Annotated in this window: 17 protein-coding genes; 13 read left to right on the top strand and 4 right to left on the bottom strand. The window is 41.8% G+C overall.

Annotated elements, in window-relative coordinates:
- Window positions 1-135: 135 nt before the first annotated feature.
- The 3 genes from BUA16_RS13775 to pth all read left to right on the top strand — a co-directional run bounded on the left by BUA16_RS13775 (window position 136) and on the right by pth (window position 2,420).
- Window positions 136-1,077 (top strand): ribose-phosphate pyrophosphokinase, encoded by a 942-nt coding sequence (locus BUA16_RS13775; RefSeq protein ID WP_072765340.1) that lies wholly within the window; start codon window positions 136-138, stop codon window positions 1,075-1,077.
- Window positions 1,078-1,115: 38 nt separating this feature from the next.
- A complete protein-coding gene (locus tag BUA16_RS13780; RefSeq protein ID WP_072765341.1) occupies window positions 1,116-1,715 on the top strand; it encodes a 50S ribosomal protein L25/general stress protein Ctc in 600 nt (199 codons plus the stop codon).
- Window positions 1,716-1,790: 75 nt separating this feature from the next.
- Complete coding sequence (pth, locus tag BUA16_RS13785; RefSeq protein WP_072765342.1) at window positions 1,791-2,420, top strand: aminoacyl-tRNA hydrolase; 630 nt, start codon at window positions 1,791-1,793, stop codon at window positions 2,418-2,420.
- 3 nt (window positions 2,421-2,423) lie between these two features.
- Here pth and BUA16_RS13790 read toward each other — a convergent pair whose 3' ends face one another.
- Complete coding sequence (locus BUA16_RS13790; protein ID WP_072765343.1) at window positions 2,424-3,107, bottom strand: hypothetical protein; 684 nt, start codon at window positions 3,105-3,107, stop codon at window positions 2,424-2,426.
- Window positions 3,108-3,149: 42 nt separating this feature from the next.
- Window positions 3,150-6,926 (bottom strand): reprolysin-like metallopeptidase, encoded by a 3,777-nt coding sequence (locus BUA16_RS13795; RefSeq protein ID WP_072765344.1) that lies wholly within the window; start codon window positions 6,924-6,926, stop codon window positions 3,150-3,152.
- A gap of 52 nt (window positions 6,927-6,978) precedes the next feature.
- On the opposite strand from BUA16_RS13795, the gene BUA16_RS13800 reads away from it, so the two are divergent.
- Both BUA16_RS13800 and BUA16_RS13805 read left to right on the top strand, forming a co-directional pair.
- Complete coding sequence (locus tag BUA16_RS13800) at window positions 6,979-7,905, top strand: bifunctional riboflavin kinase/FAD synthetase (RefSeq protein WP_072765345.1); 927 nt, start codon at window positions 6,979-6,981, stop codon at window positions 7,903-7,905.
- The gene (locus BUA16_RS13805; protein ID WP_072765346.1) at window positions 7,906-9,261 is read left to right on the top strand and encodes an HTTM domain-containing protein; all 1,356 of its coding nucleotides are present in this window, start codon (window positions 7,906-7,908) and stop codon (window positions 9,259-9,261) included.
- Here the strand turns inward: BUA16_RS13805 and BUA16_RS13810 are convergent.
- Window positions 9,258-9,638, bottom strand: a complete 381-nt coding sequence (locus tag BUA16_RS13810) for a VOC family protein (RefSeq protein WP_072765347.1) — start codon at window positions 9,636-9,638, stop codon at window positions 9,258-9,260. The genes BUA16_RS13805 and BUA16_RS13810 overlap by 4 nt on opposite strands.
- Before the next feature lie 88 nt (window positions 9,639-9,726).
- On the opposite strand from BUA16_RS13810, the gene serS reads away from it, so the two are divergent.
- Complete coding sequence (gene serS / locus BUA16_RS13815; RefSeq protein ID WP_072765348.1) at window positions 9,727-10,998, top strand: serine--tRNA ligase; 1,272 nt, start codon at window positions 9,727-9,729, stop codon at window positions 10,996-10,998.
- A gap of 187 nt (window positions 10,999-11,185) precedes the next feature.
- Here the strand turns inward: serS and BUA16_RS13820 are convergent, their stop codons facing one another.
- Window positions 11,186-12,094, bottom strand: coding sequence for a diacylglycerol/lipid kinase family protein (locus BUA16_RS13820; protein WP_084668509.1), 909 nt, complete (start codon window positions 12,092-12,094; stop codon window positions 11,186-11,188).
- A gap of 390 nt (window positions 12,095-12,484) precedes the next feature.
- On the opposite strand from BUA16_RS13820, the gene BUA16_RS13830 reads away from it, so the two are divergent.
- The 7 genes from BUA16_RS13830 to BUA16_RS13860 all read left to right on the top strand — a co-directional run bounded on the left by BUA16_RS13830 (window position 12,485) and on the right by BUA16_RS13860 (window position 19,652).
- Window positions 12,485-14,269, top strand: a complete 1,785-nt coding sequence (locus BUA16_RS13830) for a tetratricopeptide repeat protein (protein WP_072765378.1) — start codon at window positions 12,485-12,487, stop codon at window positions 14,267-14,269.
- Between the two features lie 115 nt (window positions 14,270-14,384).
- Window positions 14,385-14,696 (top strand): DUF4286 family protein, encoded by a 312-nt coding sequence (locus BUA16_RS13835; RefSeq protein ID WP_072765350.1) that lies wholly within the window; start codon window positions 14,385-14,387, stop codon window positions 14,694-14,696.
- Between the two features lie 20 nt (window positions 14,697-14,716).
- On the top strand, window positions 14,717-15,589 hold the full coding sequence (gene rsmA / locus BUA16_RS13840) for a 16S rRNA (adenine(1518)-N(6)/adenine(1519)-N(6))-dimethyltransferase RsmA (protein WP_072765351.1): 873 nt from the start codon (window positions 14,717-14,719) through the stop codon (window positions 15,587-15,589).
- Window positions 15,576-16,931 (top strand): magnesium transporter, encoded by a 1,356-nt coding sequence (gene mgtE / locus BUA16_RS13845; protein ID WP_072765352.1) that lies wholly within the window; start codon window positions 15,576-15,578, stop codon window positions 16,929-16,931. The genes rsmA and mgtE overlap by 14 nt, the downstream gene beginning before the upstream one ends.
- 261 nt (window positions 16,932-17,192) lie before the next feature.
- The gene (locus BUA16_RS13850; protein WP_072765353.1) at window positions 17,193-18,161 is read left to right on the top strand and encodes a 2-hydroxyacid dehydrogenase; all 969 of its coding nucleotides are present in this window, start codon (window positions 17,193-17,195) and stop codon (window positions 18,159-18,161) included.
- A 728-nt stretch (window positions 18,162-18,889) separates the two neighbouring features.
- Window positions 18,890-19,258, top strand: coding sequence for a hypothetical protein (locus BUA16_RS13855; protein WP_072765354.1), 369 nt, complete (start codon window positions 18,890-18,892; stop codon window positions 19,256-19,258).
- A 7-nt stretch (window positions 19,259-19,265) separates the two neighbouring features.
- Window positions 19,266-19,652 carry a VOC family protein gene (locus tag BUA16_RS13860; RefSeq protein WP_072765355.1) on the top strand — a complete coding sequence of 129 codons (387 nt, stop codon included), beginning with the start codon at window positions 19,266-19,268 and terminating at the stop codon, window positions 19,650-19,652.
- Window positions 19,653-19,702 lie beyond the last annotated feature (50 nt).

The following is a 19,702-nucleotide window of genomic DNA, read 5'->3' on the forward strand; positions in this document are numbered from 1 at the left end:
CAAAAGTAAACATTATTTTCAATTATCAAATAAAAAAATAAAAAGATTTTTAGTTTAGCAACCCAAATAAATTTATAAATTTGCACCTCCTAAGAAGACAGGATACTCAATAAACTAGAAAACAATACATTAACAATGTTATACCAAGTACCGGAACCTAAAATTTTTACATGTACACAAAGTGCAGGGTTAGCTGAGAGAATTGCAGAATCCTTTGGAACTAGCTTAGGTAAAATAAACTTCTCTCGCTATAGCGATGGAGAATTTCAACCCTCCTTTGAAGAATCTATCCGTGGGATGCGTGTATTCCTTATAGGATCTACCAATCCAAGTTCTGAGAACCTAATGGAAATGTTGTTGATGTTAGATGCTGCCAAAAGGGCATCAGCTAGACATATTACAGCTGTTATGCCATATTTTGGCTGGGCTAGACAAGATAGAAAAGATAAGCCAAGAGTGCCGATCGCCGCTAAGTTGGTCGCTAAAATGTTAGAGGCTGCTGGGGCAACACGTATTATTACGATGGATTTACATGCCGATCAAATTCAAGGGTTTTTTGAAAAGCCTGTAGATCATTTATTCGCTTCTACCTTGTTTTTACCGTATTTAAAAAGTCTTGAACTTCCTAATTTGACCATTGCTTCGCCAGATATGGGTGGTTCTAAAAGAGCTTATGCCTATTCTAAGCACTTAAACTGTGATGTCGTGGTATGTTATAAGCAAAGGGCTGTTGCCAATACAATTTCCCATATGGAGCTAATTGGGCAGGTAGAAGGCAAAAATGTGGTCTTGGTAGATGATATGGTCGATACCGCCGGAACCTTGACCAAGGCAGCAGACCTAATGATGGAAAGAGGAGCCCTAAGTGTAAGAGCAATATCTACCCATCCGTTACTCTCAGGGGAAGCCTATGAAAGAATAGAAAACTCTCAACTGACAGAGCTTATCGTTACCGATTCTATTCCCCTTAAAAGGGAAAGCAAAAAAATAAGGGTCATCAGTTGTGCCGATTTGTTTGCCGATGTAATGCAAAGAGTACATCACAATACCTCCATTAGTTCTAAATTTCTAATGTAAGGGGATAAATAAGTTTATTAATTAATATTTAATATATAATGAAGTCAATTACAATTAAAGGATCAGAAAGAGAAAGCGTGGGCAAAAAAGCAACGAAAGCCTTGCGTAATGCTGGAAAGGTTCCTTGCGTTATTTACGGAGGGGAAAAGCCATTACACTTTACAGCAGAAGAAAAAGCCTTCAAAGATTTAGTGTACACTCCGAACGCACATACTGTTGTGGTTGAGTTGGAGAATGGAACTAAATTTGATGCGGTTATGCAGGACATTCAGTTTCATCCTGTAACTGATGCGATTCTACACGTAGATTTCTATCAGTTGTTCCCAGACAAAGAAGTTACTATGGATATTCCTGTGAAGCTTTTAGGAAGTTCTCCAGGGGTTAGAAATGGTGGTAGATTGTTATTTAGAAAAAGAAAACTTAGCATTAAGGCGTTGCCTGCTAACTTGCCTGATTTCTTTGACGTAGATATCTCTAAATTGAAAATCGGTGGTAATATTTCTGTAGCATCTTTGTTGAAAGATGAGTTTACTATCCTTCACCCAGAAAACACTGTAGTAGTACAGGTTAAAGCTTCTCGTAACATGGTTGTTGCAGATGAGGATGAAGAAGAGACAGAAGAAGCTGCTGCTGAATAGTCTTTTATGAATTTACTGTAAAAGCATCTGCCCAGGCAGATGCTTTTCTATTTAAATTAATTCCAAAATAGTAGTATGTTCAAGTTTTTGAATTCGCTGTTTAAAAAGGAGGTTGCTACATTGGATGAACCAAATATCATGAAGAAATTTTTAATTGTAGGTTTGGGCAATATTGGGCCCGAATATGCCGAAACGAGGCATAATATTGGATTTAAAATTTTGGATGCCTTGGCAAAAGAAGAAAATTTTGCCTTTGAAACCGTGAAGTTGGGCGATGTAGGAAGCTTTAAGGTAAAAGGTAGAAGCATTCTTTGCCTTAAACCTTCAACCTATATGAATAGGAGCGGAAAAGCTATTAAATATTGGATGGACAAGGAAAATATTCCCTTGGAAAACCTATTGGTGATTACAGACGATATTAATCTTGAGTTTGGTACTATCCGTCTAAAAACCAAAGGCAGTGATGGGGGGCATAACGGCCTAAAAGATATTCAAGCCTTGTTACAAACGACCAATTACAACAGACTCAGGTTCGGTGTCGGTGCCGATTTTGGAAAAGGCAGACAGGTCGAATATGTACTTGGAGAGTGGGGCGATGAAGAAAAGGCGGCCTTTCCAGATCGTTTTAAGCGCTGTACTGAATTGGTCCGTTCCTTTGTTTTGGCTGGGGTTAACCGTACCATGAACCATTTTAACGGTACCTAAGGCCTAGCGAACCTTAAATTCCGAAACACTATTAGTGGCCGTATTTCCTTCTTGGTCCCTGCTTACTATTTGCCAATAGTAAACGGTATCCGCCGCTACATTGAACTTTATTTGTGGACTGTTGGCGTTTAGTTTGGCCGCTAAGGTTTGAGGCGGCTTTACAGTTGAAAAATATACATCATACCCTTCCAAGTCGTTGTCAATATCGGCGCCCTCCCAAGTTAATAACACCTGATTGTTGAGGTCCCTAAGGACCGTGGAGCCCGATTTAGGGGAGCTTATAGTCGCAGGAAATGGCGCATGGGAAGTTTCCGTACCGGTATTATAAAAAAACCAGGTCTCACTAATGGCGGTGGTTGGAACCACCGTATTTTTAGAGATCACTTGCCAGGAGTAGGGAGCCCCTTTTTCTAATGGTAAATCTTTTGTGGTGCCCGTAACTACTACTGTTTCGGTAGTGTTAAGGTTTAAATGAGTTACCCGTAAGGTATATGATTCTGTATGGTTCGAAGCTTGCCATCTAAAGGTGACCAAAGAAGAGTTGCTTCCAGCTATTGGAATGCCTGTAGTACATTCCGAATTTTTTTCGGGAAAAACCAACATAGCAACATCTGGCGGCTTTGGGGCATCGCTACCACCACAACTGATAAAAAAACATGTCAATAGGAGGAGAAATCCTTGTTTCATATGGGTTTTATTTGTCGTTTTTCTACGGTCATACTTATTTCATTATTTTTTTATCACTTTAAAAGTTCCCCTAATGCCGGCGTCCTCTACTTTTAAGAAGTAAAGTCCAGAAGGGAATCCGGTAAAATCTATTTTAAATTCATTGTCTATAGCAACATATAATTTATGACTTATCAATTGGCCTTGAGCGGTAAATATGCCTATTTGTAGGTTATTGGGGGCATTGGGAACTGCAAGGCTTACTTCATTTTCAAAAGGATTTGGGTGTATAATGGGGTGCCCCCATAAAAATAACCGGTCCTCATAAATTCCCTGACAAGGCAAATTGGTGGAAACTTTAAGTACATTGATGCCTTTTTTTAGATCGAGTGTAACAATCGGGCTTCCAGTAAGGGTGGTTTCCCCATTTAATTCGACCAAGTACTCTGTTGCTCCTTCCATATTTAAAGTCAATAGTTTTCCGTCCAAGGAGAGACTGGAGCTGACCCTTAATGGTTCGGGTTCCTTAATATTGGCCGAAAAACAATAGGCTTCATAGGTTTTTGCCCCATCGGTTGCCGTGATACATACATCGTAGTTGCCCGAAGATAAATTTGGAATTAGGTAACTGTTGGTGAAATTAACCGTAGCGTTAATGCCGTTGCCAATAATGGTCAATTCGTAATCGAGGCTTTGGTTTGCCGTAATATTAATGCTGCCGTCGTTATTGTTGCGGCATGCTTCGCTAGTAACCGCTACTTCAAAATTATCGGATGGAAAAATATACAAGGGGCAGCCTGTTAGGTCTACCGTAGTATTTGGCGGGGTGCCTAAACATAAGTCATCACCATCATCAAAAACACCGTCGTTATCGTTATCTGGTCTAAATTCTCCTGCGGCACAGATATCCAAATAAAAGGCATTGATCGTTCCTCCGTCCGAAGAAGACATGTCTTTTACCTCCAAGGTCCAGTCTCCCTGTGTCGATTCCCCATTGAATACGGACAGGGATCCTAAGGGTTTTACAATACCCGATAAAGCCGGACGGTTTCCACATATAAAGGGCGCCGCATCATCATCAAAAGTTGCGAATACATCTCTGTTGTCTCCGCAAGAATTAGAGATCAGAACCACCCTGGTGCCTATGGGGGAGATAAGGGTTATTTCGAGATCCGATATATAAGAATGTGTTATATCCATACTTACGTTTAGGTCTGCAACAGGCAAATCGTTTAATACAGAAATGGTCGATGTTACCGTCGGGGTGCCTATGGTAGAAATAGTTTTGGGTAAATCTCTTGCGGGCAAATAAGCACAGTTTATGACTTGGGTAGTAAAACTATAGGCAGGGCCAAAAGTGCCTTCCCCACAAAGATTAGAAGGTTTTACACGCCAAAAATAAACGTTGTTCTCTACTAAGTTTGTAGGCCTATAGGAAGTAAAGTTAAGAGTAGCTGTCTCTATAATGTCCGTAAAGGCATTGTCATTGGCAATTTCAATGTCAAAAGAGGTAAAGGAAGGGGTAGCTTCCCATTCCAAAACAGGTTTTACACTAGTGTCCGTACTGCCATTTTCTGGCAACAATAGTTGCACGTCCGTAAACACAGGATCTAAGATTCTTACAGTAAGGGGTACCTCCTTAGTTGTACTGGCTGTGGTGGCCACTACCGTGATAGTGTACATGCCAGGGGCTACCAAATCGGTGTCGGAAAAAGTAACGGTAACGGCCGTATTGTTCTCGGTGGCCGTGGGCTGCGAAAAGAGTATGTTAAGTCCGGCCGGGGCACCGGTGGCAGAAAAAGTAGCCTCCTCGTTAAAACCGTTAAAGGTGTTGTAGTTAAAAGGAACTACAAGGTCGTCCCCTTGGCAGACTTCATAGTCCAGGGTGTTAAATTCTACTACGATATCCGAAGGGACTATCGTAAAATCCGAAGCATTCACTGCTAAAAAAATATTGTCCTGCGCCTTCACCATAATCCTTGCCATACTGCTAGGAATGGCGGGAATAAGTATCTGGTGCCGACCATCGTTGGGGACGCCTTCAGCCAAGGGGATAGAAAAGGGAAGGTTGGGATCTGTAGAAAGGAAAATATCAACCTTTTGCGCATTTATCGGGGTTTGGTTGGTATTGGCTACTTCCCAAACTACCTCTTGTACCGATCCTGCGGAATATAGCTCTTGGGTGGCTTGCGAGCTTACCCTAAAGGGCCCGGCTTCATTGATAACCCGTACCTGTACCAGGTCGGAAGCCACTTGCCCGCCACCAACGGCATTGTCTCTAACGGTCAAGGCAAAATCGAGGTCGCGCGCCACAGAGGAAACGGTTTCCCAAGTAGAATTTACGTTTGGATTTGTTTGGGTGAGATTTCCGGAAAGGATGCTAGATATCATAGGGAAATACCGAGTGGCATTTACCGTAGGTTTTAGCGATCTAAAGTTGGCGCCACTGAGGTTGGTCGGGCCAAAGGAATTGGAGGTAACAATGCCGTTGTTTACCTGTTCCCAATTATAGGTTAGAATATCATTGGTGTCTTCATCCGTAGCAGTAGCGGTCAAGGCAAAGGCAGTCGATTTTGGAATGATAAAATTTCCTGTAGGAACGATGCCTGGCGGACGGTTGGCAATCGGCTCAGTCACCCCACAGCTTATCGTTTTTAGGTATTCCTGAATTTGATCGATGCTATTGTAATGAAAGTAATTATCCCCGTTCGTAGCCACGTTGTTAATACCGGCGACCCCGGCATAGCCCATAATGGTAGAGCCACTGCCCGGTTCTGTTTGTACCAAGGTGCCTTCAGATTCAAAGGACCAACTGTGGTTGGCCCCAAATTGGTGTCCCAATTCATGGGCGACATACTCCAGATCAAACATATCTCCTTCGGGTTCCAAGGCGGCAGAATAGGCACTGCCCTTTCTATTGTCGACACAAACCGACCCGATAAATCCGGCATTGCCGCCATTTTCATTTTTATGAAACAAATGGCCAACGTCATAATTTTGCGCTCCAATAACATTGGTCAGGGTATTTTGTACTTCGGTATTTAAATTGGTCCCATAAGGGTCCGTGTTCTCGTCTGTATAGATCACTTGATCGGTATTGGCTACCAGTTCTAAGCTAATCCCAAGATCGGTTTCGAAAATTTCGTTCACTCTGGTAAGGGTAGCGTTGATAGCTCCTAGGGCGCTTGCAACGGTTCCTCCATGATAATTTACATATTCTCCGGTAGCCGAAATGGCAAGCCTGAATTTCCGTATGACCTGGTCGTCTACTAATTTATAAGTACTTGGCCCCTTGTAGGTATCGATAGCCGTGCTGGTAGCGCAAATAAAATCGATATCCGCAGAAAAGGAATCATCTCTGGTGTACACCATGTATTCTTCCCGTTCATTAGATGTTTTTTGCATATAGGTAGTTCTTTTCCCATCGGCATGTATGATCATGCTTTGTACGCCATTTGGGGAAACGCTAAACCTTATCCGATCGTCTTTTTGGTGTAGACCCCGACCGCTATAAGATTTTATTTCAGGGTATTTTAAGGCCAATGCCGGAGAAAGGACTGGAGTTTCCCTGACCCGAAAAGGGACTAAAACACCTTCCTCGTTAGGGAAGTTAACTACCGTCATGCTGCTTTTAGCATTCGTGGAAGGGGTAAGTGCCTGGGCGAAAAGTCCCTTGTTCAAGGAATATAAAGTGGCACTTTGAGCCCTTAGATGGGTTGTCTTCAGAGCCGATGTGGCGCTTTTAGAGAGGTCCTTTTGCCAGTAATTGATCTGGGCCGATCCGTAATAGCTAAGAAAAAATATGGATATTGCGAAAACAAGACGTAATTTTACAACCATCAAAAGGGGTATTTTACATACTCAAAGATATGGTTTTTTATTATTCAAGTTTGTGATAACAGTTCAAAGTATTTCCAATTTCGACAAAGCGTACCCCACAGCTATTACTATTGGGACTTTCGATGGTGTTCATATTGGCCACCGAAAAATATTGGAACGCCTTATAAAAAACGCTAAGGTATTAGGGTTAAAATCTACCGTTCTTACATTTTTTCCGCACCCTAGGATGGTACTGCAGCAAGATATGTCTATTCAACTGCTCAATACTATAGAAGAAAAGGTGAGTATTTTGAATACTTTGGGCTTAGATTATCTGATCATTCATCCTTTTACCAAAGAGTTTTCTAGATTGTCGGCTACACAATTTGTAAGGGATATTTTGGTCAATAATCTAAAGACGAAAAAAATCATTATTGGGTACGACCATAGGTTTGGAAGAAATAGGAATGCCGATATAAAAGATCTAATAGCTTTTGGGAATATCTTGGATTTTGAGGTAGAGGAAATTTCCGCCCTAGAAATTGATGATGTTTCGGTGAGTTCTACCAAAATCAGAAAGGCCTTGGATATTGGCGATATTAAAACGGCCAATGCTTATTTGGGCTATAACTATATGCTTACCGGGACAATAGTGAAAGGCAAAGGACTAGGAAGAAAAATAGATTTCCCTACCGCCAACCTGTTTATCAAAGAAACCTATAAACTGATTCCTAAAAACGGGGTGTATGTCGTCAAAAGCCAGATCGATGGTGAGTTGGTCTATGGGATGATGAATATAGGGGTGAACCCGACCGTTTCTGGAGAAAAACGAAGCATTGAAATAAATTTCTTCGATTTTCAACAAGATCTTTATGGGAAAACCCTTCAGATCGATATTATTGACCGTATCCGAGATGAACATAAATTTAGTTCTGTGGAAGCCTTAAGAACACAACTTATAAAAGACAAGCAAACGTCCCTCGCCATAATTTCGGAATAAATGCTCGACCGGTTTCTTTTTAGGAAAATCGATAACGCGCCCCTCATTGTCTTTAGGGTATTATTTGGAATTTTGATAAGTCTAGAATGTTATGGGGCCATTGTAACTGGCTGGGTGAAACGCAATCTTGTAACGCCACAATTTACCTTTTCTTTTATAGGATTCGAATGGCTGCAGCCCCTTCCTGGCTGGGGAATGTACGCATACTTCTTGGTTATGGGGACCTTGGGGGTGTTTGTAGCCTTGGGATATAAGTACCGCTTTAGTATCATAGCTTTTACACTTATGTGGTTTTCGGTGTACCTGATGCAGAAAACCGCCTATAACAATCATTATTATTTATTGGTGCTCATTTCGGGTATGATGTGTTTTTTTCCAGCACATAGGGCATGGTCCATGGACGCAACAACAAATCCGGACGTTAGGAGCAATCATATGTATGCCTTGGTGAAATGGGCCATAGTCTTACAATTGTTTATCGTTTATACCTATGCAGCTCTTGCCAAAATGTATGGAGATTGGCTCGATTATACCTTTATAGAGCTTCTTTTTAAAGGAAAAAAGGATTATCCCTTGGTTGGGGGGCTTTTACAAGAACCGTTCCTACATAAAATTGTGGGTATTGCGGGTATTGTTTTCGATCTGTTTATCATACCGGCCTTGTTATGGAAGCCTAGCCGAAAACTGGCTTTTATTGCAGCGATAGGCTTTCATTTATTTAATTCTATCATTTTTCAAATCGGGATTTTCCCTTATTTGGCACTGGCCTTTACCGTGTTTTTTTTCGAAGCCGAAACCATTCGCAAGTTATTCCTACGAAAACAGCTGCCTAGTGTTGTTGAAGGGCACATAAAAGTGCCTGCTTATAAAAACATGGTTTATGGGCTGTTGATAGGATATTTTTTAATACAGTTAATCCTTCCTGTCAGGCATTATTTTATAAAAGACAATGTACTATGGACCGAAGAAGGGCATCGGATGAGCTGGCGGATGATGCTTAGAAGCAGGCATGGCAATATTAGTTATAAAGTCATCAATCATACCACAGGGAATACAGAGTTGATAGATCTGGACCGCTATCTGACCAAAAGTCAGAAAAATAGAATAGGGGCCTATCCCGATTTTATCTGGCAATTTGCGCAGCGGCTGAAGAATGAATATGCTAAAAAAGAGCAAGACATATCGGTATACGTGTATGCCAAGGTTAGTGTTAACGGAAAACCCTATCAAACGATTATTGCTCCAGATACTGATTTGACCAAGGTGTCGTGGAGTCATTTTAGACACAATGAGTGGATATTGCCGTATGCACAAACCGGTCCGCCCGAGCATATAATTCAAAGTGCTGAACCTTAAAACCTATTGGTTCTCTGGCATAACTGCAAAGGCATGCCCCAGGGATCGCGCAGCATTACCAAATGGCTGCCATCATCTTTTCTGACTTCTTTTACAAAGCTGGCCCCTTGGGCGGTCAGTCGGTTTTTATCCTCCTCGGCATTTTCAGAAACAAAGGCGACATGAAAGGTTAGGGGGTGATAGTCACTAAAATTCGTGATAGGCTCATCTGGTCTAAAGTATAATTCTAACATTACCCTACCTGTAGAATCGGCTAAAAAAGTCATAAAAGGAGGCTTTTTTTGAGTGCTGAAAATTGTTAGCCCAAGATGGGTGGTATACCAATGAATGACCTGGTCTATATGGTGGACGTTTAAAGCGAAATGTTCAAATACCATAAGATTTTTTCATTTTAATTACATCTACTTTAAATATAGGACTTAAATCGGAAGATTACCTTAAATTTGCCCTTCAAAATAAGAATACATGTTACAGCTGCAAGTAATAAGAGATCATAAAGAGCAAATAATAACGGCTTTAAAAAAGCGAAATATTGATGCTCTTCCACTGTTGGAAAACATTTTAGACTTGGATGAAAACCGTCGTTCCCTACAAGCCAAGCTAGACAATACTTTGGCCGAATCCAACAAGCTATCCAAGGAGATTGGAATGTTGTTTAAAAGCGGAAAGGCCCAAGAAGCTAATGTTTTAAAGGAAAAGACTGGCGTCTTAAAGGAGGAGTCCAAAACGCTGAACGAAGCCCTGAGCAGTAAGGCAGAAGAGCTTCAGGCCTTGTTGTATCAAATTCCAAACATACCTCATGAGTCGGTTCCTGCAGGAAGTTCGGAAGAAGACAATGAAGAGATATTTAAGGAAGGGGAAATACCTGCCCTAGTAGAAAATGCCCTTCCCCATTGGGAACTTGCCAAAAAATTCGATATCATCGATTTTGAATTGGGGGTGAAAATCGCCGGAGCAGGATTCCCGGTCTACAAAGGAAAAGGAGCAAGGTTACAACGTGCCTTGATTTCTTATTTCTTGGACAAAAATACCGAAGCTGGCTATACCGAAATGCAAGTGCCGCATTTGGTAAACGAAGCTTCTGGTTATGGTACCGGACAATTGCCGGACAAGGAAGGACAAATGTACCATGTAGGGGCCGATGATCTGTATTTGATCCCTACTGCAGAGGTACCGGTGACCAATATTTTTAGGGACGAAATTTTAAATGAAAAAGACTTCCCTATTCGCTATACGGCCTATACTCCTTGTTTTAGGAGAGAAGCAGGTAGCTATGGCGCCCATGTCCGCGGATTAAACCGCTTGCACCAATTTGATAAGGTCGAAATTGTGAGGGTAGAACATCCGGAGAAATCGTACCAGGCCCTGGACGGGATGGTAGAACACATAAAAAATATCCTTAGGGAATTAAAACTGCCTTATAGAATATTGAGACTTTGCGGGGGCGATTTAGGTTTTACAGCGGCCCTTACCTTTGATTTTGAGGTCTTTTCTACAGCACAGGACCGTTGGTTAGAAATAAGTTCGGTTTCTAATTTTGAAACCTATCAAGCCAACCGATTGAAATTAAGGTACAAGGACGAAAATGGGAAAAGCCAATTGGCGCATACCCTTAACGGGAGCTCCTTGGCATTGCCAAGAGTATTGGCCGCAATTTTGGAAAATTACCAGACAGAAGACGGCATCGAGATTCCGGAAGTGTTGAGACCGTATACCGGTTTCGATAGAATAGGCTAGAAATACCAGTCGGATTAATGATATAACGGCCTTTTTGCTTTTATAAAGGTAAAAAGGCCGTTTTTTTTAGGATTTCAACGGCCGATACAGAGCCTTGAGAAGAAATGTACGGGCTTTTGGCTGCTCATAATAAGCTTGGAAAAAAGAGGGAAATTGGCAAATTTTGGTAGCTCCCTTCCTAGAATATTTAAATAGGATCGCTATATCCGCGAGGAACAATTACACCCAAAGATTTTTCTAATACAGAAATATAGATTTGATCGTTTTTTACCTTGTGAAATTCGCCGTCTATCTGGGAGTCAAAGGTATTTCCCGCTTCCTTGTTGATTTTAAGGTTTTTGGTCTGATAGGATTTGATGTCTTTAAGCCAATGCGGCTTGCGGATGAGCATCAGCATACCGAACAGCAACATTTTGGGTTTACTGATTTCGGGAACAATTAACACATCTAACATCCCATCGTGTAAGGAAGCCTTTGGCGTAAGGCTTATATTAGAGCCCATTTCGTTAGAATTTGAAATAAAAATCATAAATGGATTCTTTATGCAATCCGAGTCATTGATCTTTACGCCTATGTTTCTTTCTTTTTTATACTCCCTAAAAGATTTTATGGATGCTCTTATGTACCCCTTAATGGTCCTCATCTCGGAAGCTTCATAGTTTTTAATAATGTCGGCATCGAAACCAAAACCGATATTACTAAAGAAATATTGTTCGTTTATTAGTCCTACATCAATGTTTACAACCTCATGTTGCTTAATAACTGCTATGGCTTTGTCCGTAGTCAAAGGAATTTTTAGGTTTGAAGCCAAGCCGTTTCCCGATCCAAACGGAATAATGCCCAGCCGAATAGAGGTGCCCACAAGGCAAGAGGCTACGTCATTAATAGTTCCATCGCCCCCGCAAGCCACAATAATAATGGCTCCTTCCCGAATAGAATCTTGGGTCAGTTCCAGGGCTTGTTTTTTATAATTAGAATACTTCAGGGTAATAGTATACTCTTCTTTTCTAAAATATGGGGTAAGTGCTTCTAGGTCCAAGCGATTGTTGCCAACACCGGCTTTTGGGTTTATTATAAAATGAATATGCTTCAACATTGCTATTGCTGGGCGATACCCCTATTAAAAGTAGATACGAAATTTTCCTTTAGGGCAAGGTCGATGCTTGCTTTTAAAAAGTTTCCCCCATATTGGTTAGCCCCCCTCCCTTCCGAGATTGGGAAGGCTATAAAAAGCCACCTTAATAATGGCAAGCCTGCCAAAAAGAAGCGCAGTACAAAAATATAAACGAACGCTTTAAAAAAAGCAAAGCTGCTAGGGGCAATTTTTGTCCGCATAGTCCAACCAATTATAATAAATGAAGGTTTAAAGATAATCTTTTATTGATTTGACTTCTTTAAAGGGGAACAACTATTAAAAATTATTTCTTTAGGGTGGCCTTGCCGTCCGCTTTTGTACATTCTGCGTATCTTTGAAAAAAAAATCAACTTGAGGATATTTCTTTTTATAATCGCCCTTTGTTGCGCCCAAACCCTAGTTTCCCAAGAAGATTTCTTGGCGAAACAATATTTTAATGAGGGCGACTTTGATAAGGCCGTGGTTTTTTATGAGAAATTGGTCCTTAAAAATCCAAGACGGACAGATTATACGGATAAGCTTGTGGCCTGTTACCAGCAACTAGAGGAATATTCCAAGGCAGAATCCTTGTTGCTAGAAAACATCAACTCGGAGAGAACGGTGCCCACGATGTTTATTGAGCTCGGGTATAATTATACCCTTCAAGGGCAACCGGAAAAGGCGACACAATATTATAGGACTGCCCTAGAGGTCATCGATAAAAATCCAAATTACGGTTTCGGGATCGGTCAAAGATTTCAAAAATATGCCCTCTTGGAATATGCCCTAGAAGCCTACGCCAAGGCCATGGCCTTAAACGAAAAAATAGATTACAATTTTCAGATGGCACGGATCTATGGGGAGCAGGGAAATATAGAAAAGATGTACGAAGCGTATCTCACCCTAATCAGTGAAGGGCGGACCTCTCCCATAAACGTTCTTCGGAATATTAGCGATTTTATTACCTCGGATCCGGAAAGCCCCAACAACATAAAATTAAAAAGAATACTGCTCCAACGTGCGCAAAAAAGTCCAGATATCGTATGGAATCAGTTATTAAGCTGGCTTTTTATCCAGCAAAAACAGTATAAAAGTGCCTTGGTACAGGAAAAGGCCATTTATAAACGAGACAAGGCTACTTCGCTGCAGCGATTACAGAGCTTGGGCGATTTGGCCTTGGAAGAAAACGATACCGATGTTGCGGAAGAGGTTTTTCAATACGTTGCCGACAATGCCTGGGATGCCCAAGAGGTGTTAAGCGCCCAGTTGAAACGAATAGAAATAACGCTTTTGACGGCAGAAGACAAAGACTTGCCAAAAGTGAGGGAGCGTTTCGAGAACCTTTTGGAGGCCTATGGAAATCATAGGGAATCACTGTCATTGCAATTGGCCTATGCCAAGTTTTTGACCTTTAAAACAGATTCTCCGGCACCGGCGATAAGGTTACTGACCCAAAGTTTGGAGCTGCCCTTGAACAAATATGAAAAATCGTATGTAAAAAATACCCTTGGCGATATACTGGTCTACGATCAAAAGTTCAATCAGGCGCTGATTTATTTTTCACAGATACAAAAAGACCTTAAAAACGATGTCTTAGGACAGGAAGCACGTTTTAAAGTGGCCCAAACCAGTTTTTATAAAGGCGATTTCGATTGGGCCCTTACCCAGTTAAAAGTACTGAGGGCATCTACATCCCAACTCATAGCAAACGATGCCATGCAGTTGAGCCTGTTGATATCCGATAATTCTTTTGAAGATTCTACGCAGGTGGCCCTGAAAAAATATGCCCGGGCCGACTTTTTAGCCTATCAAAACAAAACGGTGGAAGCCATAGATAAACTTCAAGAAATCCTTAGCCAGCACAAAGGAGAAAAAATAGAAGATGAGGCCCTGTTGCGACAAGGACAACTATTAATTTCTTTAAAGGAATATGAAAAGGCCGAATTCAATTTTCAAAAAATAGTGGCCTTTTATGCCAACGGAATTTTGGCCGACGAGGCTAATTTTGAACTGGCAGAACTGTATCGAAAATACCTTAATGAACCCGAAAAAGCGAAAGCACATTACGAGAAAATAATCTATAATTACCAAGATAGTTACTATTTTCCGCAAGCCCGTAAAAACTATAGGACACTAAGGGGCGATGCCCTGAACTGATCGGGGACACTGGCAATTATAAAGATGTATACGGACCGTATAAGAGCAATATAAATAAAACGATCATATAAAAACAAAGGCTCCAACCATATGGGGCATAATAAGAACACAAGCTATGTATATCTATAATGTAACGACCAATATTGAAGAAGCCATCCATGAAGACTGGTTGTCTTGGATGAAAAAAAGCCATATCCCCGAAATGTTGGCAACAGGGAAATTTTCCAAGGCCTTAATGACCCGTGTATTGATAGAAGAAGATATGGGCGGGGTTACCTATTCGGTTCAGTATACTACCGATTCCAAGGAAACGCTTCAGAGGTATATTGATGAGGATGCCGATCTTCTAAGGAGAAAATGTGAGGAACTGTTTGCAGGTAAGTTCGTGTCCTTTAGAACAGAACTAGAGATTGTCAGCCAACAATAACCACAAGATCTTTTAAAGCTATGAGCAAAAAGCAAAAAAAAGAATACCAGTCAAAGCAGGGTAAATTCAAAAAATCATGGCGGGAAGAAAGTCCGGTCAAGGCAAAAAAGCACTTGGGACAGCATTTCTTAAAAGACGAAACCATTGCACAGCAGATTGGAGAGGCCCTACAACTCCAGGGCTATAGGAATGTTATAGAAATAGGCCCTGGAACTGGGGTGCTTACCAAATATTTGTTGCAAAAAGATATCGATTTGGTGGCCATGGATCTCGATCAAGAGTCCATAGAGTATCTCAACCAGAGCTTTCCTTTGGAACACAACGAACTGATGCATCGCAAAGGAACGTTTAAGGTGCTAGAGGCCGATTTTTTAAAGTACGATCTAAAGGAACTCTTTGGCGAAGAGCAGTTCGCCATCTCGGGAAACTTCCCTTACAATATCTCTACCCAGATCGTTTTTAAAATGCTCGAGTACAAAGAACAGGTCCCGGAATTCTCGGGCATGTTCCAAAAAGAGGTAGCACAACGTATCTGTGAAAAGGAAGGCAGTAAGTCCTATGGCATTCTGTCCGTATTGGTACAGGCATTTTACGATGCCGAATATTTATTTACCGTAGGCCCCGAAGTTTTTAACCCCCCGCCAAAAGTAGCGTCTGGGGTGTTGCGGTTAACAAGGAAGGCCGATCTCAATATTGGATGCGACGAAAAATTGTTTAAAACAGTCGTAAAAGCGGCCTTTAATCAGCGCAGAAAAACCCTTCGGAACAGCTTAAAAACCATGAACCTTTCCGATATTCTTAAAGAAGATGTTATCTTTGGCCAACGTCCGGAACAATTGAGTGTTTCAGATTTCATCGCGCTGACACAGAAGATAGAGAATGATACCGTTTAAACTTACAGACGAACTTCTAGTAAAAATAGAAGAGCTTATAGAAAACAAAAGGGAAACCGAATTGGCGTCTCTTTTGGCAGAGGTGCATTATGCCGATGTCGCCGAGATCATCAATGAACTCGACGAGGAACATGCTACCTATCTATTGAAGCTCCTCGATAGTGAAAAAACTTCGGAAACCCTTACGGAATTAGATGAAGACGTTAGAGAAGCTATTCTCAGTAATTTCTCTGCCAAGGAAATTGCAGGGGAATTGGATGAGCTGGATACCGATGATGCCGCGGATATTATTGGGGGGCTTCCGAAGGGAATCGTTCAGGAAGTAATTTCTGAAATCGAGGATAGGGAACACGCCAAGGATATTGTAGACCTATTGCGCTATTCCGAAAATTCGGCAGGTGGACTGATGGCGAAGGAGTTGGTGAAGGTAAACGAAAATTGGAACGTGCTTACCTGTGTCAAGGAAATGAGGGCGCAAGCAGAAAACGTTACCCGTGTACACTCTATTTATGTGGTAGATGACGAGGATAAGCTCAAGGGACGCCTTTCTTTAAAGGATTTGCTGACTACCTCTACCAAAACCAATATTAAAGACGTCTATATTCCAAAGGTCGATTATGTAAATGTAAACGAAAAACCAGAGGAAGTGGCCAAGATAATGTCCAAGTACGATTTGGAGGCCATCCCGGTGATCGATGAAATTGGGCGCCTGGTAGGGCGTATTACGATTGACGATATTGTAGACGTTATAAAGGAGGAAGCTGAAAAAGATTACCAATTGGCAGCGGGTATCTCCCAAGATGTGGAGGCCGACGATAGTATTTGGCAACTTACAAAGGCGCGCCTTCCTTGGCTTTTTATAGGAATGATGGGGGGTATAGGCGCCGCAAGTATTATTAATGTGTACGAAGGGGCGTTCGTGAAATTTCCCATTCTATTGGCCTTTATTCCCCTTATGCAGGCTACGGCCGGGAACGTGGGGGTGCAATCCTCGGCCATTGTGGTGCAGGGACTCGCCAATGATACTATAAAGGGAGAAGTATGGGGCCGCTTGGGGAAAGAACTTTTGTTGGGGCTGGTCAACGGTTTGGCCTTGGCCTTTGTGTTCTTGTTTATCAGCCATTTTGGGTTCGATACCTCCTATTTGGTGTCTCTGACCGTGGGCATCGCCTTGGTGACTGTAATTGTAAACGCCGCCATAATAGGGACTTTTATCCCCATTTTTTTACAGAAAAGAGGAATCGATCCGGCTATTGCAACGGGACCTTTTATTACCACCAGCAATGACGTTTTAGGTATTTTGATCTATTTCTCCATCGCTAAGGTGATCTTGAATTTCTAGGGCACTACACCTCCTTTGTCGGTGTCGGGCTTTCCGCGTTACACGGTAACTTGCTGCAATCCCTAGTGCAAAAAAATAATATCTTTATATCCCTGCAAGGCCAAAGGGTGGCTATAGATTTAACCTAAATACTGATTTTAATACCATGTGCGTCCTATGGTTACAATGACCATAAGGCACCCCTGTTACTTGCATTAAAATACAATAAATAGTGTGTAAGGACACAAAACCAATAAGAAAACCAAAGAAGTAATAGTAGTTATGAAAGTTCTACATTTAGACGTAAACGATCCCTTAATTATAACGCAATTTGCGGAAATGGGGTATACTAACGAGGAGGATTATACCTCTTCAAAAGAAGAAATAGAAGCGAAAATCCATGAGTACGACGGCATTATTATCCGTAGTAGGTTTACCTTGGACAAGCAATTTTTAGATAAGGCAAGTCGTTTAAAATTTATAGGTCGTCTAGGTGCCGGATTGGAAAATATAGATACGGAATACGCCAAAAGATTGGGTGTTTTCCTAGCGGCGGCTCCAGAAGGAAACCGAAATGCGGTAGGGGAACACGCCTTGGGGATGTTATTGTCTCTTTTTAATAAACTAAACAAAGCCGATGGCGAAGTACGCCAAGGAAAATGGGACCGCGAAGGAAACCGCGGCATAGAACTGGACGGGAAAACCGTTGGTATTATCGGTTATGGGAATATGGGGAAGGCCTTTGCCAAAAAACTCCGTGGTTTCGACTGTGAGGTGCTCTGCTACGATATCGTAGGAGGGGTAGGAGACGAAAATGCCCGACAAGTAGGCATTATGGAGCTACAACAGAAATCGCAGGTCCTTAGCCTTCATGTGCCACAGACCGAGGATACCATGAAAATGATCGATGCCGATTTCCTAAAAGGTTTTCAGCATCCTTTATGGCTCATTAACACCGCCCGTGGGAAGTGCGTGGTGACCGAAGATTTGGTAGCGGCCCTAGAAAGCGGTCAGGTATTGGGAGCAGGATTGGATGTGCTGGAGTACGAGAAAAAGTCCTTCGAAAATATGTTCGACGAAGGAGAACTGCCAGCGGCATTCAACTACCTCATAGCCTCCGATAAAGTGGTGCTAAGCCCGCATGTAGCAGGCTGGACCGTAGAAAGCAAAGTTAAATTGGCCCAGACCGTGGTCGATAAAGTAAAAGGGCGTTTTAGTCCTACGGAAACTGCGGGGAACCAAGGCAAATAAACTGCCTTCCTTATAAGTAAAGAACCTTCTTTTCTATAGTGAACCATTGCCTGTGAGGCAAGGGAAACGGAAAGGAAGGTTCTTCTTTTTTACCACAAAATTGGCCATGGCTATCTTCTGATGTTTGCCTCCATGGTTTGATTTTGCAAACTTCCAATGCCCCAGTCGGCTTTATGCCTTGTACGTCCTAGTTTAGTGTTGTTCACCGTCTGGGATATATAAAAGCAATAGTTTACTATCACCATCCAAAGCACCTACTTCACTTCTATTGATTTTTCGTAGCTCAGCAAGGTAAATCGGAAAGAGAGCAGACGCGCTATATTTATTTGAAGGCTCTATTTTGTCCACCGCAATATCCATGTGCTCTTCTAATTACCAAATCCTCAAACCATCCCATTTTCTAAATTCCCCATAGATAATTGTTGCCAGAATACCGCGTTAGGGATGGCGGCGGCATCCCCGCAGCGGAGCAAGGGATATAGCCAAGAGCCCGACCGACGTAGGAGGGAACGCCCAAATTATAAGGCTGGGGGAAACAAAAATTTTGAGCTCAGCTATATGCCATGCCTTCCAATGTATCGATGTGCTCCCATTAAACGGTCCACTTGTATGCAATGAGGTTGGAAAAATGGTGAACGGCTATCTTTATGTTCTCAGGAGAATAAATTAAAAGATGGGAAGACCGCTTTCCTTGGGAACACTAACAAAAGAATTGGTAACTTTAAACAATGGAGTTAGCAGGGATACAAAGTGGTTTACAGGCTATATTAAAGGCGCATGTACCGCCCTTACGGATCAGAATGCACGATGCCTCGGTCATGGAATTCTGTGGTGCCAAAGCGGCCCTAAAGGGGGAAGGGAGTGCGGGCGGATATTACTTTGCCAGTATTGTACCAAAATCGAAAGAGGTGCGATTGTATTTCTTTCCTATGGATACCCATGGTCAGGAATTTCAGAGAATTTCGGCTTCCTTGCGAAATTGCTTAAAAGGAAAAAGCTGCTTTCGGTTTAAAAAGTGGGATGCCAAGCTAGAAAAAGATATTAAGGCCATGGTGGGCAAGGGCGTAAAACTATATCAAAAAGCAAACTTAATTTAAAACGCTTATGAAAAATAGAGTTACTGGTTTAGGAGGTTTTTTCTTTAAAACAAAAGACCCCGATAAAATTAAAGCATGGTACCGCACACATCTCGGATTAAATACGGATCAATACGGATGTAGTTTTTGGTGGAAGGATAAAGAGGGGAAAGACTGTGTGACCCAATGGAGCCCAATGAAGGACGATACCAAATATTTTAAGCCCAGTGAATCCCCTTTTATGATGAACTTTAGGGTAGAGAACCTGGTGGAACTTTTGGAAGTTTTAGAAAAGGAAGGGGTTACCGTTGTTGGGAAAATAGAAGAATACGAGTATGGGAAATTTGGATGGATCCTGGATCCGGACGGGAACAAATTAGAGTTGTGGGAACCAAATGACAAGGCTTTTCTTTAATCCAAAAAAAATCCCTAATTTAATGGTGCTATTAACCAAATAACAATCAT

Source organism: Arenibacter nanhaiticus, assembly GCF_900141935.1.
Classification (GTDB): domain Bacteria; phylum Bacteroidota; class Bacteroidia; order Flavobacteriales; family Flavobacteriaceae; genus Arenibacter; species Arenibacter nanhaiticus.